Annotated in this window: 16 protein-coding genes; 3 read left to right on the top strand and 13 right to left on the bottom strand. The window is 47.4% G+C overall.

Annotated features, from left to right (window positions below; translation table 11 throughout):
• Positions 1 to 79 precede the first annotated feature (79 nt).
• Together QVE09_RS15560 and QVE09_RS15555 are read right to left on the bottom strand one after the other, a co-directional pair.
• The gene (locus tag QVE09_RS15560; RefSeq protein ID WP_315937513.1) at positions 80 to 3,472 is read right to left on the bottom strand and encodes a GH36-type glycosyl hydrolase domain-containing protein; all 3,393 of its coding nucleotides are present in this window, start codon (positions 3,470 to 3,472) and stop codon (positions 80 to 82) included.
• A 161-nt stretch (positions 3,473 to 3,633) separates the two neighbouring features.
• Complete coding sequence (locus tag QVE09_RS15555; RefSeq protein ID WP_315937512.1) at positions 3,634 to 4,623, bottom strand: LacI family DNA-binding transcriptional regulator; 990 nt, start codon at positions 4,621 to 4,623, stop codon at positions 3,634 to 3,636.
• Positions 4,624 to 5,387: 764 nt separating this feature from the next.
• Between QVE09_RS15555 and QVE09_RS15550 the strand changes: the two genes are divergently transcribed.
• From QVE09_RS15550 to QVE09_RS15540, 3 genes are all read left to right on the top strand, one after another.
• Positions 5,388 to 7,034 carry an ABC transporter substrate-binding protein gene (locus tag QVE09_RS15550; RefSeq protein WP_315937511.1) on the top strand — a complete coding sequence of 549 codons (1,647 nt, stop codon included), beginning with the start codon at positions 5,388 to 5,390 and terminating at the stop codon, positions 7,032 to 7,034.
• A 110-nt stretch (positions 7,035 to 7,144) separates the two neighbouring features.
• Positions 7,145 to 8,173: an ABC transporter substrate-binding protein gene (locus QVE09_RS15545; RefSeq protein ID WP_315937510.1), complete on the top strand. Its 1,029-nt coding sequence runs from the start codon at positions 7,145 to 7,147 to the stop codon at positions 8,171 to 8,173.
• A gap of 84 nt (positions 8,174 to 8,257) precedes the next feature.
• Positions 8,258 to 9,970 (top strand): ABC transporter ATP-binding protein, encoded by a 1,713-nt coding sequence (locus QVE09_RS15540; protein ID WP_315937509.1) that lies wholly within the window; start codon positions 8,258 to 8,260, stop codon positions 9,968 to 9,970.
• A gap of 52 nt (positions 9,971 to 10,022) precedes the next feature.
• Here QVE09_RS15540 and QVE09_RS15535 read toward each other — a convergent pair whose 3' ends face one another.
• The 11 genes from QVE09_RS15535 to QVE09_RS15485 form a co-directional block, all read right to left on the bottom strand.
• Entirely contained in the window at positions 10,023 to 11,603 is a 1,581-nt protein-coding gene (locus tag QVE09_RS15535; protein ID WP_315937508.1) for a hypothetical protein, read from the bottom strand.
• A 197-nt stretch (positions 11,604 to 11,800) separates the two neighbouring features.
• Positions 11,801 to 13,093: an ABC transporter substrate-binding protein gene (locus tag QVE09_RS15530; protein WP_315937507.1), complete on the bottom strand. Its 1,293-nt coding sequence runs from the start codon at positions 13,091 to 13,093 to the stop codon at positions 11,801 to 11,803.
• The gene (locus QVE09_RS15525) at positions 13,072 to 14,847 is read right to left on the bottom strand and encodes a sensor histidine kinase (protein WP_315937506.1); all 1,776 of its coding nucleotides are present in this window, start codon (positions 14,845 to 14,847) and stop codon (positions 13,072 to 13,074) included. The genes QVE09_RS15530 and QVE09_RS15525 overlap by 22 nt, the downstream gene beginning before the upstream one ends.
• A 92-nt stretch (positions 14,848 to 14,939) precedes the next feature.
• Positions 14,940 to 16,589 carry a type 2 periplasmic-binding domain-containing protein gene (locus QVE09_RS15520; protein WP_315937505.1) on the bottom strand — a complete coding sequence of 550 codons (1,650 nt, stop codon included), beginning with the start codon at positions 16,587 to 16,589 and terminating at the stop codon, positions 14,940 to 14,942.
• Positions 16,590 to 16,616: 27 nt separating this feature from the next.
• Positions 16,617 to 17,486, bottom strand: a complete 870-nt coding sequence (locus QVE09_RS15515; RefSeq protein ID WP_036667808.1) for a carbohydrate ABC transporter permease — start codon at positions 17,484 to 17,486, stop codon at positions 16,617 to 16,619.
• Between the two features lie 15 nt (positions 17,487 to 17,501).
• Positions 17,502 to 18,362, bottom strand: a complete 861-nt coding sequence (locus QVE09_RS15510) for an ABC transporter permease (protein ID WP_397387050.1) — start codon at positions 18,360 to 18,362, stop codon at positions 17,502 to 17,504.
• A gap of 330 nt (positions 18,363 to 18,692) precedes the next feature.
• On the bottom strand, positions 18,693 to 20,240 hold the full coding sequence (locus tag QVE09_RS15505; RefSeq protein ID WP_315937503.1) for a response regulator: 1,548 nt from the start codon (positions 20,238 to 20,240) through the stop codon (positions 18,693 to 18,695).
• Positions 20,241 to 20,509: 269 nt separating this feature from the next.
• Complete coding sequence (locus QVE09_RS15500; RefSeq protein WP_315937704.1) at positions 20,510 to 21,424, bottom strand: class I SAM-dependent methyltransferase; 915 nt, start codon at positions 21,422 to 21,424, stop codon at positions 20,510 to 20,512.
• A 213-nt stretch (positions 21,425 to 21,637) separates the two neighbouring features.
• The gene (locus QVE09_RS15495; RefSeq protein ID WP_315937703.1) at positions 21,638 to 22,861 is read right to left on the bottom strand and encodes an MFS transporter; all 1,224 of its coding nucleotides are present in this window, start codon (positions 22,859 to 22,861) and stop codon (positions 21,638 to 21,640) included.
• Between the two features lie 192 nt (positions 22,862 to 23,053).
• Positions 23,054 to 25,117, bottom strand: coding sequence for a molybdopterin-containing oxidoreductase family protein (locus QVE09_RS15490; RefSeq protein WP_315937502.1), 2,064 nt, complete (start codon positions 25,115 to 25,117; stop codon positions 23,054 to 23,056).
• A gap of 444 nt (positions 25,118 to 25,561) precedes the next feature.
• Positions 25,562 to 26,413 carry a formate/nitrite transporter family protein gene (locus QVE09_RS15485; protein WP_315937501.1) on the bottom strand — a complete coding sequence of 284 codons (852 nt, stop codon included), beginning with the start codon at positions 26,411 to 26,413 and terminating at the stop codon, positions 25,562 to 25,564.
• Positions 26,414 to 26,697 lie beyond the last annotated feature (284 nt).

The raw sequence follows: 26,697 nt of genomic DNA, 5'->3' as shown, positions 1-26,697 counted from the left end.
TGGTTTATGAGCATATGCCAAAAAGGCCATCCCGCCTTGAATAAAGGAGGATGACCTTGGTTTACATCATGCTATGAGATTACATATAGATATCAACAACCGTACGCTCAGTTGCACTGCGTGCCTGTCTGAACTCATCAAGCGAGATGCAGACACCGCCCTGACGATAACGGTTTGCTGTACGCTCGGTGCGAATGTCCTTGCCGTTAACCGCTACACGGCTCACAGCACCCTCATTCAGGTGATAGATAAACGTCACCGGCTCACCTGCATACTCGAATTCGAATTGCATGCCGTTCAGCTCAGCTGGCAATACCGGGTCAATGACCAGATCGCCGCCCTCTTGACGAATGCCAAGCGCATTGGAGATCAGCTGGTTCATGTAGATTCCAGGGCCGCTGGAGTAGATTCTCCATCCGCCTTTCACTTGTACAGTCCCTTTACGAAGTTGGTCAAAATGCTCCTGTGCCTCATAGCGCGTATTGAACTTGCCGTCCGAACTGCTGAAGTACGAGTTCGCTTGACGAATCTCCGCGTTAGGTACAACCTCGCCGATACCAACCGGGTTGATCATCGCAAGACCATTCCACACCTGATCTGTCTTACCCAGCTTCGCCATCGCTTCCACGTAACGGATATGGGCGTGCACATATTGCAAACCAATCTCACGTCCGAAGTTGGATGCTTGTTCTGCACGTTTGAAGTGTGTGCTTACTCCGCCAGCATATTGAGCCGGACGATTCATCAGACGCACGCCATCCGGGCACAGGAACTGTTCACGGATCAATGCATAATGCGATTCTGCTTGCTCCGCATTCAGCAATTCACCGATCATGCTGCGCGTCATTGGCAACAGGCGATATTGAATGCCTGTCTCTGTGTCCGTTGGATGAAGCATCAGCTTCGCTTGGTCCGCTTCTTCCATGTATACAAAGCCTGGAATCACATCTGTGCCCAGCATGTAACGGTTAAAGTCCTCACGAATGCCTTGAGCCAGCACGTCCAGCTCCTGTGCAAAGTCCGCATTCTTGAATTTCAGCGCTTGCGAGAGCACATTCACGGACTGATACGTCAATGCCACAGTCCAACTGCTCACCATGTATTGCTTCAGCTGTGCATTGGCTGGTTGGAGCGTATCATCCCAGTCGCCATCTCCGTAGGAAGACAGGAACGTATCATGCAGGAAGTGTGAACGGATATATTCGATCTCTTTTTTCGCGTGATCCAGTACAGTTGCCGTCTCTTCCGTGAACCCGAAGCTATGTTTAACGGTATAAGGTACTTTCTCATCCAGGATTGCATAGTCGCGAGTCGCTGTCAGGTAGTCCGCCAGCACTTTCAACGGCCATACGATGATATCGCCATGACTCTCTTCTTGTTGAATGGCAAAGTATTTATCAAACATGAACCATTGCGGCCAGTTGCCATCATCTTCATATTGGTGGGTATAAACCATTTTGATGATATCGCGAACTTGCTCATATTTTTGCGTAGCCATAAAGTACTCCACCGGGCCTTGGCACACATCCCGTGTACCCCAAGCCGCACCACCATATTGCTCCAAACCGTGAGGCACAGAGTAGTGAACCAGCATATTGTGGGTGTACCACCAAGCCAGCGCATTTACTTTGAACAGATCCTCTGCACTCTGACCTTCGCCACGGGACAAACGGAACCCGTTCATCACACCTGCGAAGAACTCGCGGTATGCCTGCACTTCCTCTTTAAACGTCAGGTTTGAACCTGCTACCACTCCGCTGTCCGCTTGGCCTTCCAATACCCCTTGTACCTTCAGCGTCCATTCAGCACTTGCTTCCAGACTAAGCGTAACCAGTGATGCGGAACCACTGCGGATACCACTTGCCAGCAACGTTTCGTCACCTACATTTACAGCTGCGCCATCGACCGACATACGGTATTGCAGATCTGGATATGTTCCTGCACTAATCGCTTGTGGATCAGCCTTGAAGATCAAAGTATCGCCATCCTGCGTCATATGCAGCGGATATTCGTATTCATTCACATTCATCGTAATCTGGTTTGTTACCAGGTAACGGTATGCCGTGCCACTTGTGGAGCGTACGTTCATGCTCACTTCAGTGGTGTGTGCCCCTGTGTAGTTCGTCACGATGATCGTATCGGATGACGTTTTGTAGATCCAACGTACATAGTTGAAGCCAATCTCGAACAGGGAAGGCATCGTCAGCAGACGATATTGTCCGTCCATTTCCACATAGATGCGTTGTCCCGCCGTTTTCGGCACGTTTAATGCATTGCGGGCATTACTGATCATTTTATTAAAATTGGTGTTACCAATAACGAGCTGTGAGTTGAAAATACCGTACATATACGACGTTGTCGTAATAACCTGTGCCCCAAGTTGCACGTTGCCACCACTCATCAGAATGTGACCGTGCGGACGCTCTACGAGCAATTCTTTTGCTTTCAGAACGATATGTTCATAGCTGCCTGTGAAGAAGGATAACAGTTCCTCACCGCTATGCTCTTCCTGATGACGATCAGGGAACAGATCATGAATCTCATCTTGTGTTAGATCAAGCGTAACCAGAGGTTCACCCAGGAAGGAAGACAGTTTCACCTGTTCCAACGTGTCGCCATTTTCCACAGTCAGAGCCTGTACTTCATTCCATGCTGCTGTAACTTCATCTCCGAATTCCAGTGCAGAGATTCCTTCGGCATGATTAGGCTTCGCCAGTCCATAAAAGACCACCTGAGCTTCTCCGTTTAGATTCAGCAGTTCAGATTGCAATGCCGTGTAGGCAAATTCATACTGATACGTCTCATTTGCCAGCGTTGGGCGATTCAAGCTCTCCGGTTGATTCGTTTCCTTGTACGACAGACCGAAGAATTGGAATCCATCTGTGGAATAACCGATTGCTTTGGTCAGGGAACCTTGTTGCATATACGGAAATGCACCGCCCTGAGGCTGGTTTTGACGGGAACATACCACATAACCTTTCGCTTCATCTTCAAACACCGTATGGTCAATGTATTGTGACAGATAAGCTTCATTACTGCGTACCGTACCTGGATCAGCAAGCCCTACATCCTGTCCGTATACTACATCTACGTTATGTTGTTGTCCTGTAAGCTTCACATCCCAGAACCAGACACCTTGCGGTGTAGCCGTAAATACGACCTGGTAGCCGATGCCCTGTTCACTGCCTTCCAGCTGGACTGTGCCCTCCCAGATTAACTGGTTGCTGGACTGTGCTTTGCTTGTAATCACTTTGCTATTCGAACGTACACCGAGCAACGGGAACGAGCTGATATTCTCTCCCTCATGTACACGCAGGTACAGGTTGTTCAGTGATCCATCAATCTGGTTGCTGAGCAACTGGTTCAACATCGTTGTACCGGATGTAGCCTGGTATAGGTCGCCACTGTTCAAAAAGGTAAAGGATAACTCCCCGGCACTTAACCGGATCGGTTCATTAATCATCGTTGTCATAAGGTTCACTCCTTGAATTAGTTAAAATCGAAACGTTTCGATGAATCTGAAAAAGAATAGGGGCCTCTTCAAACCGGCTTTTTACAGCCCGTCCGGACGATAACCCCATCATTAAACTTTTACTTCAGCATGCAGGCAGTTCTTTGTTGTTCAGACTTGGTCTAAACCGAACGTACAGAGCTGCGCTCGATCATATTAATTGTTAACGTATATGAAGGGTCAACCGCTTCGCCATTGAGCATCTGGAATAACAGATGTCCGGCGAGCGACCCGGCTTCATGCTTCGGCTGGCGTATCGTTGTCAGCGGTGGATGCACATATTCGGACAACTGAATATCATCAAAACCGATCACGGAAATGTCATCCGGTACCGATATACCACGCTCTTCCAATGCTTTCAGGCCACCAATGGCCATCTCATCGTTACCGTAAAATACCGCTGAGGGAAGATCGCCCTGCATCATCATCATTTTGGTTGCACTGTATCCGCCCTCACGCACAAAGTTGCCGTTCAGACGCCATTTGGACTTTTCTTCAAGTCCCGCTTCCCGCATCGCTCGCAGATACCCTTGGTAACGGAGCGCGTTGTCATACGAGTTGGATGGACCACTGATATATGCAATCTTCTGATGTCCAGCCTGGATCAGATGGTGCGTAGCGAGATAACCGCCCTGCTCTCCATCCACCAGCACGTTAACCAAATGGTCACTCGACAGTTGACGATCCATCACAATGATCGGAAAGCGATGACCGGCAGATTCCACCAGAATATCATCATGGATGTTATGCGCCAGAATGATGGCTCCATCTACTCTTTTTTCACGCAAAAATCGTACTGCCGTTGAATCCCGTCCACCCATGGAGCTGCATGCAATCAGGTCATACCCGTTCGCGAGGGCTACATCCTGTACACTACGGATCAACTCCGAGTAATACGGGCCCGACAGGTCTGTCAGGATCAAAGCGATCGTGTTCGTCCGGCTCCGCTTCAGGTCCATGGCAAAGCCGTTCTTGCGGTAATTCAGTTCTCGTGCTGCCTCCAGCACCTTAGCCTTGGTCTTGGCACTAACCTTGCTATCCCCGCTCAGCGCATAGGAAGCAGTCGAGAGTGCTACACCTGCCAGCTTTGCCACATCCTTAATCGTTGCCATTCCACGTTCGCTCCTTCTAAACTATATATAAGTTCAACTAAAGAATATTTACACTTACCACTCCGATGACAGAATAACCCTCCGATCGCTGTTATCCCCAGATTTTTTTTAATTCCCTTCTTGGAAAGGGAAAATCCGGGGATAAAGGCTCAGCATATGCTTCCGATGCAGCTTTCTTTCAGAAAGCTTTTAGCTTCGCTTCTTCACGTTATTTCTGTCCTCTCCGTTCTCGCGTAAAAAGTTTAGTTGAACCTATAAAGAACAAATTCAAGGTTACCCACATTTTATACGGTACATGGTTAGAACAACCACTAAATCCTGCATTATCGTTTATTAATCTTTATACATATCATAGCGATGGATGTCAATCGAAACGTTTCGAGGTATTCTCAAAAAAAATCCTCGTTCCCATCCTTATGGGGCCACGGTTGAATGCGTCCCGTTACAATCCATACCATTAGTGATGGTCATGACACGTCTTTCAATCTGGCGCTCTATAAACAGTTCGTGCCTAATACAATGAAACTGGCAGTAAACGCTAGATTGAAACGTTTCGACATTTTCATTATAGTCGGTGTTGATAGCGATTTCAACCACTTTATCTATTTTTCATAGAAAAAGTTGATTTGTCCAATCTGTCCATCCACGTCACTCCGTTTATAGTATATACTGCATAATAGTCGAGATCCGAGAATTACGCCAGTATACAAAGGGCATGAGACGAATAATGCCCCTGCTGACTTATGTAAGGAGACAGTTATCTAATGAATATTTCCAAACCCACGTATCATAAAAAATCGCTGTCCCGTCCCATTTCCTTGCAGAAGATTCAGTCCGTACCTGTTGCCCTCTTCAAGCTGTGCCATCTAGTGCAGCTTCACGACCGCGAGGCATTCTCCCGTATAGATGAAATGTGGAACACACTTCATGTACTATACGTCGTTACTGCTGGCCAGGTCAGGATCATGAGTGCAGAGGGAAAACTGACATTAAATGCAGGCTCCGCAGTGGTTCGGCAAGCCGGAAACCTGCTTCAGCACGAGAACAAGCGCGGCTCTCTGTCGCCAATACAGGGCATTGCTATTGCTTTTGAACCTACTGAAAATGAACAGCTGTTCTGGCCTTTCGGGTTACCAGCCCCCATTGTGAGCCGCAATCTCACTGACAAGGCAGTTGAGCTGGTTCAAGCCTGTTCGACAGGCCATGATTCCAGCCCCTTCAGGCCACATATGCTTTTCTATGAGTTACTGGACATCTTGCAAGATCATGTGGCCCATTCTGCTTATGAAGATCACTCTTGGCTCGATAACGTGCTCAGACATATCCATCAGATGTATACACATCCGCTGACCCGCGAACAATTGGCACGAGATGCAAATGTAAGTCCCGAGCATTTCTCACGGGAGTTCAAGAAACATACAGGTCTTACTTTTGTTGAATATGTGACCCGTCTCAGAATCAGGATGGCTCAGGAGCATCTGTTGTTCGCGAATCCTACGCTACAGGAGATAGCACAAGTGACAGGCTACAGAGACACTTTCTATCTCAGCCGCAAATTCAAACAGATGGTTGGCTCGGCACCAACGCACTACCGGAAAATGCCCAAGAAGATTGTATCTTTGACTTACAATTATACAGCCTCACTTCTGGCACTGGGCCACACTCCCCACATGGGCGCCGTAGCAAGCTGGATGGAAGAAAAAATGGATGAACATCGTCGTGATGGTCATGAACAATTTGAGCAGCATTCCGAATATGAGCTGGTTAAACATCCGGAACTGATTGCGAATGCTCATCCTGATGTCATTATCGGCTATGCACCACATCCCGCTTCTGATGAACTACGTCTGATCGCACCGACCATTCTGATGCCCTTTGAGGAACTTGATTGGCAGGAGCAGCTTCTTCATCTGGGCCGAATTACCGGGCTTGAGTCCAATGCACAGGCGTTATTAAATCGATATCATCAACTTGAGCAAGAGGCCAATCATGTGTTGGATCAATGGATGGAAGGGACACGTGGGTCCGCCGTTTGCATGTTTATGATTGGAGAGGACGGCGCTTATATCTATGGTCATGGCTGGGGCAGAGCTTCTCATGTGCTGTATCAATCGCTAAGTTTCACTCCACCGTCACGTATGGAGCAGGATGGGCAGTTACTCACGGGGTACGTTCATGTTCCGTTGTCTGAGATTCACTTGTATGCAGCAGATCACATGTTTGTCGCCTACCCTGAGGAAACGACCGAACGAGAAATGCTGGATAACCTGCTGAATCAGGAATCCTGGGGCACCCTCTCCGCCGTTCGTGAAAGACGTGTATACGAGATTGATGCCGACATGTTCTACGGATTTGATCCCTTGTCCGTTATGGAGCAGTTGCAGCATATCATGCATCACCTGACATCATAATTGTCCATGCGATAGTGATCATAGTTGTCCATGTACAAAACTCACATCTTACTCTATGTTATTAATGAGAATAATAATCATTATTGATTATACATAGGGGGAACAAGAATATGTTTGCTGCAAAAAAACGCTTTTCCGGCTTGCTGCTTATGCTCGCCATCATTATGATTCTGACTGCTTGTAGCAGCGGAACAGGCTCGACTGCCACTGAACAGACATCGGCAGCGGGAACCGAAACGACAACAGCCTCTTCCGAGACGAACACAGACACGGCGTCCGGTTCGAACAATTCGAATGCTACACGAATCTACAAGTCATTAAGCGGGGATGTTGAAATTCCGGCTGAACCGAAACGGATCGTTACCGATATGTACGTAAGTGATCTGCTTGCACTGGGTGTGAAACCCGTTGGTGCTGTTCAATATTATTTGGAAAACCCGTTCTATGCAGATCAGGTGGAGGGCATTGAAAGTATCGGTGATCGGGCAGCGGTCTCGATGGAGAAGGTCATTGCCATGAATCCGGATCTGATCATTACCTACTCCGACCAGGCCAGCGAAATTGAGAGTTATCAAAAGATCGCACCTACCGTAGTGATTCCTTATGGTACATTCACCAATGTACATGACGAAATTCGGGGATTCGGAGAGCTGATGAACAAATCCGAAGCAGCCGAAGCTTGGCTGAAAACGTACGACGAACGGATTGAAGCCGCTCGTGCTAAGGTGAAAACCGTCATCAAACCGGAGGAAACCTTCTCCATCCTTGAAGTATCCGACAAGAGTTATTATGGATATGGAGACAATTTTGGTCGAGGCGGACAAGCGGTCTACAGTGCTTTGCAACTTGCCCCACTCGAGATCACCAAAAAAGAACTGATGGGTGATACCCAATGGAAAGAGATTTCGCGTGAAGTTGTTGGTGATTATGCAGGGGATCATATCTTCTTAACCGTTGGAGAGAACAATAAAAATTACCAAGGCGACTCCATCTGGCAATCCTTGCCGGCAGTGAAAAACAATCAGGTATACGAATTACTGGAAGACCGTTACTGGTACTTCGACCCGATTGCGATTCAAGGTCAGGCTGAAGAATTCGCCGATATGATCGTAGAACGTGCCGAGCAAAATCGTAAATAACATAAGCATGAATACAGGTGTCCGGATAGGCTGATCAGCCTGCTCGGGCATTTGTGTCATATCGAGAATGAGGAGGGTATACATATGCTTCGCCGTTTTATGTCTTATTATCGTCCTTATAAAAGGCTCTTTATATTAGACTTCTCCTGTGCCATCGCCGCCGCGCTGCTGGAGCTGGCCTTTCCACTCGCCGTAAACCGGGTGGTCGATCAACTGCTTCCGGCTGGCAACTGGTCCATGATCTTAGCAGCGTGTGTCGGATTACTCGGCATCTACCTGCTCAGTTCCTTTTTCCATTATGCAGTGACCTATTGGGGCCACAAACTCGGCATTAACATCGAATCCGATATGCGGCGTGAACTGTTCCAGCGTGTACAAAAGCAGTCTTTCCGCTTCTTCGATAACAATAAGACCGGGCATCTGGTCTCCCGCATGACCAACGATCTGATGGATATTGGTGAGATCGCGCATCACGGACCAGAGGACTTATTCATAGCCTTCATGACACTCGCCGGAGCTTTCGGCATTATGCTGGGAATCAACTGGCAGCTCGCTGTGATGACGTTTATCATTGTGCCGCTGATGATCTACCTGTCGCTGTATTTCAGTCGCAAAATGTCCAAGGCATTCAAGCGTATGTTTGCGGATATCGCCGATTATAATGCACGGGTAGAGAACAATGTGAGCGGCATCCGTGTGGTACAGGCTTTTGCCAATGAAAAACATGAAGTAGGACGTTTCGTTGAGAACAACGAACGTTTCCGGCTTACCAAACTGATCACCTACCGCATTATGGCCTGGAACTCTTCACTCAGTTTTATCTTGATGAAATTTGTATCACTGTTTGTACTGGTGTGTGGAACCTGGTTTGTCATTCAAGGAAGTATGACTTACGGGGAGTTCATCGCTTTTGTAATGTTATCCAATGTATTCCTTGGACCGATCGAGAAGATTAACTCCGTCATTGAGACGTATCCCAAAGGCATCGCCGGATTCAGACGTTATCTGGAGCTTCTTGAGGCCGTACCGGATGTAGAAGATACACCCCAGGCAAAACCGATTCCGGAGGTAAAAGGCGATATTGCCTTCCATAACGTTACCTTTTCTTACGGAGAACACAAACCTACACTGTCTCAGGTTAATCTGGATATTCAGGCAGGCCAGACGGTTGCTCTAGTTGGACCTTCAGGCGGGGGTAAAACGACGTTATGCAGTCTGATCCCACGTTTCTACGATGTGGATGCAGGACATATCTCCATCGATGGCATCCCGGTGAAGGACATGACGCTGGAATCATTGCGCTCCCATATCGGGATTGTGCAGCAGGATATTTTCCTGTTTGACGGAACGATTCGTGAAAATATTGCATACGGCAAGCTAAATGCTTCGGATGAAGAAATCTGGCAAGCCATTCGCCGGGCCCAACTGGAAGAACTGGTACAATCCCAGCCAGATGGACTAGACACCATGATCGGTGAACGTGGCGTAAAACTCTCCGGCGGACAGAAGCAACGTCTATCCATCGCAAGAATGATCCTGAAGAACCCGCCTATTCTCATTTTGGATGAAGCCACTTCCGCACTTGATACCGAGACGGAAGCCGCCATTCAACTGGCCTTGTCCGAGCTGGCTCAGGGACGTACAACTTTGGTGATTGCCCATCGACTAGCGACTATTAGACACGCGGATCGCATCGTAGTGGTGGAGAACGGCAGCGTCGCTGAACAAGGCAGTCATGAAGAACTGCTCGCACGTAAAGGCTCGTACAGCCGACTGCATCAAGCCCAATTTGGCTAAATACAACGACAAAACAACCTTCCCTCAAAATTAGAGGTGAAGGTTGTTTTATTCATTTCAGATATCCTTTTGATTTCCAGAATCGCTTCGCAAATGATTCAGCAGCGTACGGTGGCTCTCCATTCAGTAGATCTTCATTTGCTTGAATGAGCACTTGGCGTCCACGTTCGAGCAATTGAACGGCATGTAGTAATTGAGAGCCGCCTATATAATGAATTTCAAGCAACAACGGTTCTTCTTCCTCATCCTCGTCATTCTGAGCCGAGTATTCGATCAACACACTTTCCGAGCCGTCCGCATGTTGGTGCAGGGTATAATAGTATTTCTCCACCTGCGTCTCCCCTTGAGCATCCACATACTCTCTTCCAATACGTAGCATGGCTGGCTGGGGAACACCATTAGACATCTGACCTGCTTGTCGAAATGCAAAATATAACTCTCCAATCCACAGTCCGTGCCGATCATCATCATAATAATCGTCATATGGCTCCACGACAGGCAGTGCTAACAAATCATGGATCAGTTGTTGCGAAATTAAGGAACGGGCATACTGATAATTCGATACAGACTGCAACAAGGTGCTCCATCCTTGCTCGCTTAACTGCTGAATATCAGCAGGTGAGTTCTCCGAGAATACGTTCCATTCCGAATTCTCATTGTGCAGATAACGATATGCTCCTGAGATCATCCAGACAGGTTTACCCGGTCGTACAATATGTTTATCAGGTGAGTTGGAACCTTCATCTGATGGCTCCATCTTAAGCAACAATGCACAATTGTGGTCATCCTGAAAATACAGACTGCGGAAATACCCCTCCGTATGCTCATCTCCATAGACCGATACTCGGCAAAATTGCTCGTCCAACCAAAATTCATAGCTGTTCAGTAGCTCATCCTCCTCTCTTACAGGCAACAAAGATGGATGAGTAAGACGCTCTATGTTCTCAGCAGTAATCCGATGATCTTCGAACCAATCCGGCACATCTGGCTCTGATTCATCAGCATGAATGTACTTTCGGTTGATTACAGGTTGTCCTTGCTGCAGCCTCTTTAACATTTCTTCTCGCCAAGGAAACGGCTCTGTATCTTCATCAATCACACATTCAGGAACCAATAATGCCAACATGTCAAAGCCCCGCCATGGTCCGAGATCCTCCCATTCTTCAAGCTGACGCTTCACATTACGCTGTCCTTGAACCTGAATCGTATATTGCTCGGTACTTACCAGCAATCCACCTTCTACGTTCCCTCTCACTGTCAATTCTCCATGGTTATAATCCCCCCAGAACATATCCTCCACATAGAGATTACCTGTAATATATATTTCCTGCCCACCCACGATCATATAGGGCGTTATGAGATTCCCAAGTACAACCAGATTTGAACTGGCCGCGTCGGAACTTGTATTTCCAATATAACGATCCACTGTCAGATTTCCTTCAACCAAGATCAAAAAGGGTCCTTCATCCAACAACAGTTCACTGATATGAAGGTCACCAGAATGTAACCATACTTCCTCGGCTTCAAATTCACCGTTGTGCGCTTCATTATGAGTGTACATCCAACTTTCCTGAGGCAACTTCGTTTGTATATCTGCAAAATACACCTTGTGACCTATCTGATGTATGGACATGTCCTGACACTCCTCATCCATTAATATATGGGTAGAATCTATCTAATCTACAGATAGGACGACTACCCATTTTTATTATACTAGAGGAAATATACACCATTCCATAACAAAAATCCTCACCCGAGTAGAATGAAGGTTGAGCTTGTGAACGACAACAGCCCCAAGCCCATTAAATACATATATGATCTAGTCCATTCTTATAACTTCCCACCCAGAATTGCGTTTGCCCGCTCACGGAAATCCTTCGCCGCCTGCTCAGGCGTAATTTTGCCAAACAACAGCAGATCATACAACTCACGCAGCACCGCAGTAACCTCGGATGCACCTACAGGATCAGGGGGGTCCATCTGAGTGCTGTTATCCGCAACCCAATCAATATAGTCAAACACCTGCGCCAGCTCCGGTTCAACCACCAGCTTCATCCGCTCTTTGACACTGGATGAGACGGGCACCCCCCGCTCTCCTTTGAGCAGCAGATTGGCATCCAAATCATTCACAAAAAAGCTGATGAACTTGGCCGCCTCCTCCTTATGTCTGGAATTACCCGCCATGGAGAAAAACATGCCTGGCTTCAAGAACAATCCATCCTGGCTGTTTGGCCCAGGCATCGGGGAGATGGTTAATGGCTTGCCATAACGCTGAGCGGTGCTGATAAATTGGTTGGAATACCCCCAGCTAAACAAAGCCTCTCCCAGATAAAACGGGTCGTTATCAGGCTGGCCAATATCTGATGTCCAGATATCCGGTGCAAAAATAAGCTTCTTCTCCGCGAGCTGCTGCATCCTGCCAAAGTAATCAATAAACAACCCATCATCTTCATACCCCAATCTCTTGCCGTCCTCGGCGTACAGCTTGGAACCGTACTGTCTCAAGTAATACGCGAAAAACTGTTCCGGCGTAAAATAGGTTCCCAGATAGATGCCTTTCCCGAGCAATTGCTCGCCCATCCGGTCAAAATCTGCCCATGTCCACGTATCCGTTGGCAATTCAATATCATGGGCCTTTAACACTTCCGGATCATAGATGCTGAGCATGGCGTTAACCCCCAAACTGAGACCATAGGTTTTTCCATTCAGGCTACCACTCTCCAGCTGTTCCTTCTCAATATCTGTCGTGTCGATCAGTCCGCTCTGCATGTACGGCGTCATGTCCTCCAACAGTTGCAACGAGCTGTACTGGGACAGATAGGAGATGTCCATCTGAATAATGTCGGGCAACGCATTGCCTGCTGCATGCGGGGCAAGTTTTCTCCAGTATTCGTTGAAACTGCTATATTCGTATTCGATGTTCACATGTGGATTCAACTTCTCATACAGGTCGATAACAGCTATCGTGGCATTGTTGCGAAACTCCCCACCCCACCAAGCGATTCGCAGCGTTATCGGCTCTTCTTCCACAATCATGCCTGGCCTTTGATCCAACTGGTTCACGCAGCCAGGAAGAGTCAGCATAAGGCAGAGCATGCCTATTATTCGCATCCATCTTCCCATAGCTTCTCCTCCTTACCTGGTGATGGGGGTGGCAGCAGCACCGTTACTCTCGTTCCACGCCCCGGCTTGCTCTCCAGCAGAACATCATATTCTTTGCCAAAAGCCAGACGTACCCGCTCCCTGATATTCAGCAGACCAATACCTGTTCCTCTGGTCTTCACTTCACCGCGCAGCACCTGTTCCACATATTCGGGTTCCATGCCGGGACCGTGATCCTCCACGATAAGGGCCAGCATGCCACCTGATATCTCGGCATACACTCGAATCAGACATGATCCAACCTGTGGTTCCAAACCGTATTGGATGGCATTCTCCAGTAGTGGCTGTAGGGTCAACTTGGGAATGGCACAACCCAGATAAGAAGCAGGCACATCCATACGGAAATCCAGCCGCTGCCGGAAACGGTAGGTCTGAATGGTGATGTAATGATTGACGATCTCCAGTTCTTCAGCAATCGTAATGATATTTTGCTTGAAGCTGATGGAGGAACGCAGCAAATAGCCAAGTGACAGCACCATACTGGAGATTTGCTCCTGCCTGTTCTTTTTGGCGAGCCAATGGATCGAATCCAGCGCATTATACAGAAAGTGAGGATTGATCTGCGCCTGTAATGCCTTGAACTCTGTTTCCTTAATGACCAGCTGGCTTGCATAATTTTCTTTGATCAATGTATTAATATGCGTAATCATCATTCGATACGTACGCTGTAGTAACCCCAGTTCATCCATGTGCTGGTGTGTTGGAATGGACAGATTGGCATCCATATTCTCCAGATCCCCGTACTGAACCTCCTTCATCTGACTGATGAGCTGCCTGATCGGCCTTGTCAGACTGCGTGCGAACACCATACCAAGCGCGAGAACAACCAGAATGGCGATAAGATAAACAACAATCAAACTATTTTTCAACCATATAATACGTTCAAAAATTTCATCATAAGAGGCCATATTATAATAAACCCAGCCGGTATAGGCGGATTTCTTCTGGGAAAGGAATATCTCCCTCCCATCCAGATTCTTGATCTCATATCCCCCACTGCCTGGGAGTGGATTCAGTCCCGCGGACACCGCTTCTGGAAGCTGGCGATAAGGATACACCACATCACTGCCTGCTTTTAAAATAATGTCACTGTCCTGGCTATCAATGCCCGCATACTCCTCAACAAGTCGCTCGATATTAATACGCAGAAACAGTATGCCTACCGATTCCAGGGTCATCGGTTCGTAGGCTCGCACCTGACGGACCATAACCAGCATCGGGTCATCGTCATCCGGGTATAACCAGCGTACTGCACCATTGGCCTGCTCCGCAGCCGCAATCATCCGATCATATTTTTCCTGGGATACAGTTAGTGTCTCGCCATATTTATTCACTCTTCCCCTGGAATCAATCAGATGAACGGACTGCACATAACGTGCAGCCCCACTAATATGCTCCCATAACTGATCCGTGATCTTCTTTCGTTCAATAAAGCTTGAATATGCGCTATCGTCATCCAGCAACGACTTCAAGGCTCTTTGAATCTGCGTATCGGAAATCATGTTTAATGATAACGTTTCCAACTTCTGGAGTTCAACATCCACTGTAGACGAAGAAAGGTTCAGAAGTCGGGACGACTTCTCAAACAGCTGTTTGTCATAAACGGAGTACGTATAATACAAGGACCCAAACGCCAGGATGATGATAAACGCCATCATGAACATAATCATCAGAAACATTTTCATTTTGATGCTGAGTTTACGGTAGGCTGTCATGACCAAAGCGCTCCTTTGAACCACGTGATACTACTAGGTATATCACATACAGGAAGGTTTTCCCAAAGTTTTAGCGCTCGATTTCTCACGCATTATTTAGACTGATATCGATCATACGCAGCCTGATGAACCTCAATCGCCCGGTCAATGTCCATGCTCTTGATCGTTTCGGCCATCTTGTCAAACTCGGTGATCGGTTTCTGTCCGCTAATAATGGCAGTCATCGTTTCATTCAAATACGTATTCACCTGGCTCATGATGGATGTACTTGTGCTTACCTCATCTGTTGACAAACGAATTGGTGGAAGTGTTAATCCAGAGCTTGCTTTCATCCATTCCGAATTTGCCGCACGCTGTCCATCGTCAAATAATAATGCATCCAGATAACGGCTATCCTGATTGATCGGACCGTCCATAATGGATAAGGCATAAGAAGCCAGTGCCTGGTCATACGTCAGACCGTTCGGATTATTAATGATGGTATCTGTGAATTTGACACCTTCCCCGTCACGAACATAGCTGTCATTTTCGATACCAAAGTTGAACAGATCACTACCCTCTTCGCTATAGTTGTAGTCCATCCACTGAACAATATATTTCAATTTGTCTTCGTCTGCGGAAGCCGTAATAGCCTCACCATAAGACAACACTTTGGCATCCAGATTAAATGTCGCATACGAAGTTCCATCCGGAGATACAGGCCATGGTACACCAGTCACGTTAAAGTTCGGATCCGTATCTCTCATCAGATTGAAATATTTCCCCATGCCGCTGAACACACCGCCCTGATATGCGCCTGCCAGATTGCTGGTGACCTTGTAATCGAAAGCTTTACCGTCATTGGTCATGATCTCGGGATCAATCAGCCCTTCCTTGTACCACTTGGCCATGGTCTCCAAGAAATCACGGTAGCCCGGCTGAATCGGTCCAAACTCCACCTTGTCTCCATTCATCTGGAAGCCACCAATTACACCAAAGGCCGCGGCAAAATCATGGAGCTTGGTCAGGTTACCCGGCCCCCAGTTTCCTGTGAATGGCAGCTCATCTGGCTTGCCGTTGCCGTTAGGGTCCTGTTCCTTAAATGCCTTGAGTACCGTATACCACTCATCAATGTTCGTAGGTACTTTGAGATTCAATTTATCAAGCCAATCCTGGCGCATAATTAAACCGGAAGTCGCATTCAGCTTCAATGCATCAAGCTTGAGCAGCGGGAACATATAGATCGTGCCATCGTCGAGTGCAATCTGCTTTTTCACATCCGGATCGGATTCAATAATCCGCTTTAAGTTCGGTGCATAACTGTCGATCAGTTCGTTTAATCGAATGATTCGACCATCCTTGATCATTTTTTCCGGTCCGCCAACGGCATCTGCCCAGTTATAATAAATGACGTCCGGAAGCTCCTTCGTAGAAATCAACAGATTGAACTGGTCACGCTGTTGTCCAAGCGGAGGATGCGTGAACTTCACTTTGATACCTGTCAGCTTCTCCTTTTCCTTATAAGCCGCCATATCGCCAAAATTGTTCAAGGAAGCTGTCAGTTTGGCATCATTGGCGCGCCAGTAGTCAATGGTAAATGGCTCACTTGTAATCGGTAGCGGAATCTCGGTCAACGCCTGAACTTCAGGTTCTGTTCCTTCTGCTGGCTCTGCGTTACCTGGTTCATTATCCCCCGTACAGCCCGCCAGTAAAGACATGGTAAGTAGCGATGACAACAGGATGGACCCCATTCTTTTTTTCACGTAATTCGCCTCCATAGGATACATTTTTTATTGTTTCACAGCACCAATTAGAGCGCCCTGAACAAAATAACGTTGGATGAACGGATATACCAGCATAATCGGCAGCGTGGAGATAATAATGGTCGCATATTTGATGTTCTCCCCAATGGCGAAGCCAGTATCGGCGCCAGCGCCCATGGCCTCTGTACTGCTGCTGATCAGAATATCACGCATAATAATCTGGATCGGATATAACTCCTGACTGCGCAGGTAGAGCATCGGTCCGACATAATCATTCCAATGGTCAACCGCATAATACAGCATCATAACCGCCAGGATCGGTTTCGACAAAGGCAGTACAATCCGGAACAAAATCAGAAAGTCATTTGCACCATCAAGCTTCGCCGATTCGATCAGACTGATCGGAATGCCTTCAAAGTTTGTTTTCATAATGAGGAAATAGAATGTGCTGATGGCACCCGGAATAATAAGCGCAAAACGGGTATCCACCATGCCCAGATTCTGAATCAGCAGAAAAGTTGGAATCATACCCCCGCCGAAAAACATCGTGAAGGTAATTAACTTCATCAGCGTTTTTCTGCCCATCAGATCACCACGTGATAGCCCATATGCAGCCAGCGAAGTCATGAGCAGATTGATCGCGGTACCTACCACAACATAGAACAAGGTGTTCATATATCCCGTATAGATGCGAGTATCCTGAAATACCGACTTGTACGCTCCCAGCTGAAAACCTTCAGGAATGAGCATCAGTGAACGGGAACGCAGCATCTGGTCCGGGTCGCTGATTGAAGAATTGAACACGTACAGCATCGGGTACAAGCATAAAACCATGATCACCAAGAGAAGCAGTGTATTAAATACATCAAAAAGTCGTTCCCCTATAGACTGTTTCATCGCTTCACCTTCCGATTACCATAGACTGATTGAGTTAAGCTTTCTGCTGATCGCGTTTGCGATAATGAGCAGCGCGAAATTAATGACGCCGTTAAATAGTCCGATGGCGGTTGAGTACGTATAGTTGCCCTCCAAAATACCGGATCGATAAACAAAGGTGGAGATGACATCCGATGTCTCATAGGTCGGTGCCGTTTGCATCAGCAATATTTTCTGAAAATCTGCATTCATGACCGCCCCCATACGCAGAATTAACATGATCACAATCGTTGGCATAATGCCCGGCAGTGTAATATGTAACAGCTGTCTCCAGCGGCCTGCGCCGTCAATTTTGGAAGCCTCATACAACTGAGGATCAATACCACTTAGTGCTGCCAAAAAGATAATCGAGGCCCAGCCTGCGCCCTGCCATATGTTGGACAGAATGTACATCGGACGGAACATATCTTTTTCCGCCAAAAACATAATCGGCTGCAGATCGAAAAAGTCACGAATGACGTTAAATAACCCACCATCCAGAGATGAGAACGTTTTCAACATTCCAACCACGACGACAACCGAGATGAAATGCGGCATATAACTGATGGTCTGTACTGCACCTCTGAACCACTTCTTCCGGACTTCATTCAGCAGCAGTGCTAGTAGAATCGGAGCCGGGAAACCAAACACAATACTGTAAAAACTCAAAATCAGTGTGTTCTTAATCAGTCGCCAGAAATAATAACTTTCAAAAAACATGGTGAAGTTGTCAAATCCGACCCATTCGCCTGCCAAGATTCCTTTGATCGGGTTGTAGGATTCCTGAAATGCCATCAGTAGCCCGTACATTGGCCCATAGCTGAAAATCAGATAGTAGGCTACAACAGGAACGAGCATCAGATAAACGTATCTGTTGCGGACAAGTTCCTTTTTCACCGAACTCCATTTGCCAGCTGGCTTCAAACGCCCAGGTTCGATCCCCCGGCTTCGATTCAGCTCCATCCACTCAACCTCCACTCGATGTTCATTACTTAACATGACACTTCTAATGATAGAATCGAGCGCCTTTTCTTCCCATGCTCATTTCCGATAAATGGATGTTCAAAACCGAGTTCCGTCCGACAAAAAAAGACCCTGCTGCCGATGAATGGCATACAGGGCCCGATCACAGATTAGATGTAGATCGGATATAAAAATTAGCTATGTAGAAGCCACAGCGACGCTGTCCTAGGGTACTTTTTTATACTCGGAAGGGGAGAATCCCGTGTATTTCTTGAACATTTTGCTGAAATATGGCCAGTTGGCACCAAACCCCGTCTGTTCGGCAAGCCAGGATACAGTGCAGTTCCCGTCCTGCTCCAGAAGTTCCAATGCTTTGCGGATGCGGTAGCTTAACACATAGTTTGTAAATTTCTCACCGGTTTCTTTTTTGAACATTTTGCCGATGTAGTCTGGATTCATGTATATCTCCCCAGCGATGGACTGGAGTGTTAATGTCTCGTCCTTGTAGCGTTTCTCTACCAACTGTTTCACACTACCTACCATCTGCGATTGTCTGGAGCGATGTTGTTCATAGCGGCGCAGGGTGATTTCCTTGCCGACAGCAAGCAGAAACTGTTGAAAAGAATGTAGGGTGCTAGATTCAATCATGCCTGGCAACTGATCCATATACCTTTTCATCTCGGCAGAGCCGCTGAGTCGAATCATCTCCATAAACATCTGAATAAGATAGGACTTCGTTTGGGATATATCGTATCGCAAGCTGGCAAGCAGCTGAAACATCCGGTTCAGCTCTGATCCAACTTCCTGCCAGTGCCCCGCCTTGATTGCAGTAACCATCCGCTCCGGGTCGTATTCGAATTCAGGAAGGGTGCGCTCCCCGGGAGAGTAGACATCCCGCTCCATAATAAGACTGCCCTCACCGAGGTAAAAGCGGTAATTGAGATAAACCAGCGTCTGCATGTACAAATGGCGTGCCTGCAAGAGATCTCCTGACTCGCTCAGCGCAATCGTGAGATCGTCATGATAATATCGGGTAAATGTGGCGCGAATCTCATCGATATTATTGAACAACTGCGTTTCAGACAACTTGTCCTCCATAATTAGTAGCACATGCCTTCCAACCGTGGCACTTAAGATGGGATTGTGAAAAATATCTTCGGCAATGTTCTTCACCGCGAACAAGTGTAAATACTCATGATCCCCCTCAATCTCTACCAGCAGCAACCGCACACGCTGATCCTGAAACTGTACATCGAATAGTTCCTCGAAATACTTCCATTCCTTGACCCCGTATGTTCTGTTCGTGACTAGTTCTTTCAGAAAATATTCCTTGGCATGTGGCAGTACACGCTCCAGATTATATTGGATCGACTGTACAAAATGTTCCTGATCGGTCAACTCTCGCTTCTCACTGACCAATTCACTGATAGCCTGTACAAGATGCTCTTCACTGCAGGGTTTGAGCAAATAATGCTTCACCCCATACTGCATGGCGGTCTTCGCATACTCAAACTCCGTAAAACCTGTGAGCATGATAAACGAGATATGCTGATACTTCTCCGCCACTGCTTCAACCAGCTGTAACCCATCCATTCCCGGCATGCGAATGTCCGAGATGATGATATCCGGGCATTGCCGCTCGATCTTGGCGAGCGCTTCCAATCCATCTTGAGCAATGCCGATCAGTTCTGTTCCTAATCGGGTCCAGTTCACAACACTGGAGATCCCATCCGAGATCATAAATTCATCATCGACCAACAAAACCTTGTACATCGTATGCATCCCCCTGCCTTTAACCAGATCCATTCTATTATATGAGCATTATGCACAAATAGAGGGGAGAACGTTGATTGACATGGAATTGAACTATAACAAGTCTGATTGCTGAACATTTGTATCACGTGTGATGTTATTGGCTACCGAATCATGGTCTATGTGATCCTTCGTTCAAACCAAACAACCTTCACCCTGCCACAGGGTGAAGGTTGGTCGCTGCTATGCAAATGCGGGCTATCTAGGTGACCCTATATGTTCAGATCGATTTATTTTTTTACTGCGTGAATGAAATGTATCGTTTCAAATGCCCTTAGATAATCGGTTCGCTCCTGGAAAAACTGCTCCTGAATCGCCTCCGGAGTCAGATGCTCATAGATCAGCAACCCCGCTTCATCAAGCAAGGCCTCCATCTCCGCATATGCGTACCCGGATTTCATCGGCTCACCACCAGCTGCTGCCATCTGGATCATATGGTCCACGCGATTAGATATGCCCTTTGTATCAAAAAGATGTTCGTCAGCGTAGTCAAAAACAATTGAACTCCCGGAAGGCAGTTTCGTAAACAACATTTGCAACATCCGGGACAAATTTTCTTTGGTCAAGTAAAAAGAGACGCCAAGTAGACTCACAAAAGATTTCTCTCTACTTAACTCTTCAGTCACGAGTGTTGAAAGGGAGTCCTTATAGGTCAAATCCATAGCCACAAAGTGCAGATTGGATGGAATAGGTAGTTTCGCGGACGACAGCCGACTGCGTTTGAATTGCTGTGTGGCCGGGATATCCACTTCAATGATGTTCAGTCTATCCTTTAATTCCGGATACCGAAACGCAAACGTATCCAGACCGGCTCCAAGTATTACATATTGCGTGCCTCCCAATGCCATTTCATGAAGCAGCACTCGTTCGCAATATGCGGCACGTGCCAAGGGGGTTGGAGCAAGCTGGGTCTGTACAATCCACCTCAGTATCTCATCCGGGTCGTCCTTGATCAGATGAGCCATGTCCGGGTTGAAAAAATGGATACCTTGAATCATATTCTCACGGATATCCGAAAACTCTTGAGGAGTGATAAGTGCACTGGCTATATAATCATCCAAAATAAGAGGTGTATCGTATTGGCAGTGGTAAGATCGACCAAAAGCTGAAATCAAGGATGTAATGCTAGACTCATTTTGCTTCATCATATTTCATCCTCCCGTACAAACAAAAATAAGATTCCCCTTGGCCAGGAGAACCTTAGTATATACGGAATGTTTTAATATGTAAATTATAGCATAAAAAGATTTTTTTGTCAATATAAATCTAAGGGATAATCTGACAGGTTAAAGTAGCTTTCTTTTCTCCTCCACTCTAACCTGTCCTCTCCCTTCATCATACGACTCAGCCCAAAAAGGCTAGGCGTCCATCCCATACTCCTTCACTTCACGGTTACGGTTCAACACTGCGTGCAGTACAAAACCAAGTACCGCAATAGCTGCTGTGCCTGTTGCCAGCCACGCTACAGGAATAAGTCCCTGTTTGTCATACATGACCCCCATCGCATAGGGTCCGATAACCCGTCCAACCGCACCGATCCCACCCGATATCCCGATGTAAAAAGGTGCCGCCCTGCCCGCATGCTCCGAGATAAACGCAGGTGTTGCAGGGGAGATCAACATCTCTCCAAACGTGGCCAGTACCATTGCGAGCACCATGCCCGGATAGCTGTACATGGTAATCATCACAATGTAGGCCATGCCATAGAATACGGCACTCGCGGTCATCTGGGCAGTGGAGGTACGGGCCATGGTCCGTTTCACCCAGCTGGTAAAAGGTTGGCCCACAAAGATCAGCAACCCGTTCAGGGTCCAGAGCAGACCGTACATTCTTTTTTCCATACCCTCAGAGATGATATATGGAGACACGCCTGTATTCCAGATGGAGTTGCCGAATAACAGGAAGAGCACGCCCAAGCTCATAAACAGATATAATCGGGTATTACCCAGCAATGCCCAGACGCCCGGCCCATCGGGGACGGTTTTCCGTTTCGTCAGATGTACTTCCCCCTGATCCGGTTCAACCCGCGACAGATAATACCAGAAGAAAATTGCAAATCCGGCTGAGGTCACCCCGTTCAGTACAAAGCTGAGGTGATAGGAAAAGTCAGCCAGAAAACCGCTCAGCGCCGTACCAATCGCCACCCCGATATTGTTCGCCACATAGATAATATTGAATAATTCACCGCGTCGCTCCGCAAACCGGAAGCCAATAAAGGCTTGAATCGCTGGCAGCGACAATGAACTGAACAGCCCAATCCAGCCCATGGCACATATAAATACGACCCAATACGCACTAATCCAAGGCAACGCAAACAAACCTAACGCATTAAGAGCCAGTGAACCAATGATCAGCTTCTTCACGCCCACCCGATGGTACAACGAACCACCAAGCAATTGTCCAAAGATGCCACCCAGTGACTGAATGAGGATCACAAAACCCGCGTTTGCCATCGTCCGTCCAAGTTCATCAAACACATACATGGTGGTCAGCGGCCACATCAAGGCACTGCCTGTTGCGTTAACCAGACTTGCTAATAAAAATATTCTCACTTCTTTTGGATAGTTATCCAGCCATCTCATCATCGTTAATTCATTCTCCTTAGTACCTCTGCACAAACAAATGGCCATGAAAAATAGACCTTTGCCCTGACGGCATAACCATAACCAGCCAGAGCGAAGGTTTTATGAAGTGTTACATCTATTGCACTATAATTCTGCTCAAATTCTAGCCTTTGTTCATCTTACCTCAAAAAAATCATGCTGCAAGCACACTCATTGACGCTTCACTTCAACAGTGGCTGAGAAGAAGGTCGCCCCGTTCCCCATGTCCGACAACCGATTGGACGTCAGTGAATTCGCTCGCTGCTTCTTGCCGTCACCATCCCACCATAAGCCTTGGCTGATGACGGTTCCCGGCAACATGGCTTCACTTACTTTGGCGGTAAGTTCAATGCGCCCACGATCATTCCATACGACTACTGCATCTCCATCCTCCAGGTTTCTACGGATGGCGTCCTCGGGGTGTATCTGCAATAGAGGCATCTTTTCCAAACGCTGATGTTTGGCTGAATTACCAAAGGTGGAGTTCAGGAAATTATGGTTTGGCGGCGACAGGAACATCAATGGATACGTATCGGCAGGTCCAGCCGGATGCTCCCCATCGTATCCTTCAACCAGAGCACTATAGGTAGGGAGCGGCGGAAGCCCTCTCTGTTCCATCGTCTCGGAATACAATTCAATTTTGCCTGAAGGTGTGGGCAGCTGATCCAGATATGCAGCATATGGCGTCATATCCAGCTTCACGAATCGATGTTCCTTCAGTCCTTCCAACGTGACCCCATTCATGTAGGGGTTGCCTGTGCCCTGAAGTGCGTCCTCAATCATCTGTTCCGGCGTTTCTCCGAAGATTGCAGGATCGTACCCCATAGCCTGCCCAAGCATTGAGAACAGTTCCACATTGCTCTTGCTCTCCCCAATCGGTGCAATTACTGGCTCTTGCAGATGAACGTACTGATGCCAATAAGAGGTGTACAGGTCCGTCGCTTCAAATGAAGATGTGGCTGGTAATACGATATCTGCATATTTCGCCGTATCCGTCATGAACAGATCATGCACAACCGTGAATAAATCTTCCCGTGCAAAACCTCGCTCCACCCGCTCGGTATCCGGTGCCACCACCAGTGGATTGCTGCAGTAGACCATCATAGCCCGGATTGGCTGCTCTGCTTCCAGCAACGCTTCACCAATCCGGTTCATGTTCACCACTCGCGGCTCCGGATTCTGCCGTAGCTCCGGACGTTCCAGCGCGTCGCTATTCGTGCTCGCGTAGCTGTTCGTACGAACAGCACCGCCGCCTTGCTTCAGCCATTGCCCTGTAATGGCAGGCAGACATGCAACGCTACGCACGTTCATCCCCCCATTATCATGGTGCTGGAGGCCATTGCCGATGTGAATATGGGCTGCCTGTGCGTTGCCGTATAGTTCGGCCAGCTCCACAATGGTTTCCTCCGGCACGCCCGTAATACGTGCAACGCGGTCAGGGGTGTAACTGCGGACATGATCACGTAGTGCCTGATGACCTATCGTATACTTTTGCATAAACGCTTCATCCGTTAGTCCCCGTTCGAACAACACATGCATCAAGCCCAACGCCAGTGCACTGTCCGTGCCCGGGTACAAAGGAATAAACCAGTCGCCCCATTGGGCGGTACGATTGCGATGAACGTCGATGACGACGATCTTGGCACCTTTCTTGCGGGCTTTCTCCGCCAAAACGACCTGGTGCATATTGGTACTGACGATATTGCCGCCCCACACCAGGATGAGATCCGCATGCTCCGTATCTTCCGGCACCGTTCCACGATTGGCACCCATCGTATATTTCCAGCCGGTATTTCCAGCAGAGTTACAGATCGTCTGCTCCAGTACACTCGCACCAAGCGCATTGAAGAAACGTCGATCCATGCCGTCTACGCCGAGAATGCCCATGTTACCGTAAAAGCTGTAGGGCAGGATGCTCTCCGGGCCGTAAGTCTCGGACAATGCAGTGAATTTGGTCGTAATCTCGTGAATCGCTTCATCCCAACTGATTCGTTCGAACTTCCCTTCCCCTTTGGCTCCTACACGTTTCATCGGATATTGTAGACGCTCGGGGTGATATACCCGCTCAGTCATATTCCTAACTTTATTACAGATGGCACCCTTGGTTATGGGATGATCCGGATTGCCTGCCACCTTCACAATTTTTCCGTTCTCTTTATGTAATAACAGACCACAAGTGTCCGGACAGTCGAGCGGGCACACCGCCGCAAATATACCATTCTCCTGATCGATCATCGTAAGGCTCCCCTCTATAAAAGCTATCCCTATATCATATCTTCTTTGATGTAATCGCGTAAAGAGAACAGTATGTTTTTGCTTCATATTCGCCGCTATAGCGGCTTCAAAATATTTTCAAAAAAATGTTTTTGAGTTTGATTCAACTTCAGAATTCAGGGGTAAATTAAAAATAAGGCATTAGGCTAGTGTTTCCCCACTTCCTCCTCATGCCATATCATGGACCACTCCCGAAATTCGCCATGAACAGGTTTCGTTCCCCCGAACCTTGTCATGGCGAATTTATTTTGCGTTAAACTCCAACAAGGACCTCATACAAAAAAAACGATCCCCCCCTGTTCCGTCACAGCATATTCGCCATGAACCGCGCAAGATCAGAATCGTCTTCACTTCTACATGAATGTTCAATTATGCGTGTATACATGTACGTGTATATATGCCACGCTACGCCTGCTTGCTCCACATCGCTCTGGCCTCCGTCTCCACAGGTTCGATCGACGTCGCCATCTCTGGCTTCACTTTTGGCTCAGCTTGGCGCAGGTACACCACCCAATAGGCTGCAGCTACAAACAGAGCACCTCCAGTCAGATTCCCGAGCCATACCGGAATGAAATTCATCACATATTGACCCCACGAATAATGTCCTTCGAAGATAGCCGCCGGGATGAGGAACATATTGGCCACAACGTGCTGGAATCCAATCGCCACAAATGCCATCGTTGGAAACCAAATGCCTAGTACCTTGCCACTCATCGTATCCGAAGCATAAGATAGCCACACGGCCAGCGCCACCAGCCAGTTACAGCCGATGCCAGAGATAAAAGCCTGAAGGAAACCGTCATGCAGCTTATGCCCAGCCATATCCACCACTTTTGCCAGATATACACCCTCTCCGGTCAGACCCAGCACATGCCCAAACGCGTACGCGACAAACAAAGCTCCAACAAAATTACCAATCGTCACTAAGGTTAGATTTTTCAACATACTACCCACGGATAATTTTCGTGCAATCGTTGCAAGTGGAACGGCCATCATGTTACCTGTCAGCAGCTCTCCACCACCTATGAGTACCAAGATTAATCCAACCGGGAACACTGCCGCTCCAATCAGATTGACCAGACTACCCCACTCTGCCGGCGCAGAAGCAATTACCCGAATGTCCAGTAGAAAACCCAGCGCAATAAAAGCCCCTGCCAGAAAACTAAGCACCAGTACAGAAGACACCGGATATTGAGCCTTCTTCATGCCTGTTTGCGCCGTATATTGTGCAACCTCAAGAGGTGTTTTTGCTGCCATATCATTCATCCTCTCCTTCATTGTTCATCGTTTGGGAAAACCACCTGAATTTCATTGTTTATGTGTTGAATGCCATATCTCAATTGTATATTGGTACAACGCGAAACTTTGTGCAAATTATCACAATGTTGAATATAAAGATGCATTTAAGAGGCGTTATTTTCGTTTAAATGAGACTGGTATAGAAACTTATATATATGAAGGAAATTGTTCAGAAATTGTTCAGAATCAATTTGTATAATAGGCACAAATATTGAATTTACATCTGTTGGGCAGGGTTGGAT

This window comes from Paenibacillus sp. ClWae2A (assembly GCF_032452295.1).
In the GTDB taxonomy this organism is placed as follows: Bacteria; Bacillota; Bacilli; order Paenibacillales; family Paenibacillaceae; genus Paenibacillus.
The sequence above is the reverse complement of the archived record's forward strand: the minus strand, read 5'-3'. Positions and strand labels throughout refer to the sequence as shown.

Bases quoted from the DNA above. Each gene is read 5' to 3' on its own strand.
- QVE09_RS15560 (WP_315937513.1), bottom strand. From the start codon at position 3,472: ATGACAACGATGATTAATGAACCGATCCGGTTAAGTGCCGGGGAGTTA.
- QVE09_RS15555 (WP_315937512.1), bottom strand. From the start codon at position 4,623: ATGGCAACGATTAAGGATGTGGCAAAGCTGGCAGGTGTAGCACTCTCG.
- QVE09_RS15550 (WP_315937511.1), top strand. From the start codon at position 5,388: ATGAATATTTCCAAACCCACGTATCATAAAAAATCGCTGTCCCGTCCC.
- QVE09_RS15545 (WP_315937510.1), top strand. From the start codon at position 7,145: ATGTTTGCTGCAAAAAAACGCTTTTCCGGCTTGCTGCTTATGCTCGCC.
- QVE09_RS15540 (WP_315937509.1), top strand. From the start codon at position 8,258: ATGCTTCGCCGTTTTATGTCTTATTATCGTCCTTATAAAAGGCTCTTT.
- QVE09_RS15535 (WP_315937508.1), bottom strand. From the start codon at position 11,603: ATGTCCATACATCAGATAGGTCACAAGGTGTATTTTGCAGATATACAA.
- QVE09_RS15530 (WP_315937507.1), bottom strand. From the start codon at position 13,093: ATGGGAAGATGGATGCGAATAATAGGCATGCTCTGCCTTATGCTGACT.
- QVE09_RS15525 (WP_315937506.1), bottom strand. From the start codon at position 14,847: ATGACAGCCTACCGTAAACTCAGCATCAAAATGAAAATGTTTCTGATG.
- QVE09_RS15515 (WP_036667808.1), bottom strand. From the start codon at position 17,486: ATGAAACAGTCTATAGGGGAACGACTTTTTGATGTATTTAATACACTG.
- QVE09_RS15510 (WP_397387050.1), bottom strand. From the start codon at position 18,362: ATGCTCGTTCCTGTTGTAGCCTACTATCTGATTTTCAGCTATGGGCCA.
- QVE09_RS15505 (WP_315937503.1), bottom strand. From the start codon at position 20,240: ATGTACAAGGTTTTGTTGGTCGATGATGAATTTATGATCTCGGATGGG.
- QVE09_RS15500 (WP_315937704.1), bottom strand. From the start codon at position 21,424: ATGAAGCAAAATGAGTCTAGCATTACATCCTTGATTTCAGCTTTTGGT.
- QVE09_RS15495 (WP_315937703.1), bottom strand. From the start codon at position 22,861: ATGAGATGGCTGGATAACTATCCAAAAGAAGTGAGAATATTTTTATTA.
- QVE09_RS15490 (WP_315937502.1), bottom strand. From the start codon at position 25,117: ATGATCGATCAGGAGAATGGTATATTTGCGGCGGTGTGCCCGCTCGAC.
- QVE09_RS15485 (WP_315937501.1), bottom strand. From the start codon at position 26,413: ATGGCAGCAAAAACACCTCTTGAGGTTGCACAATATACGGCGCAAACA.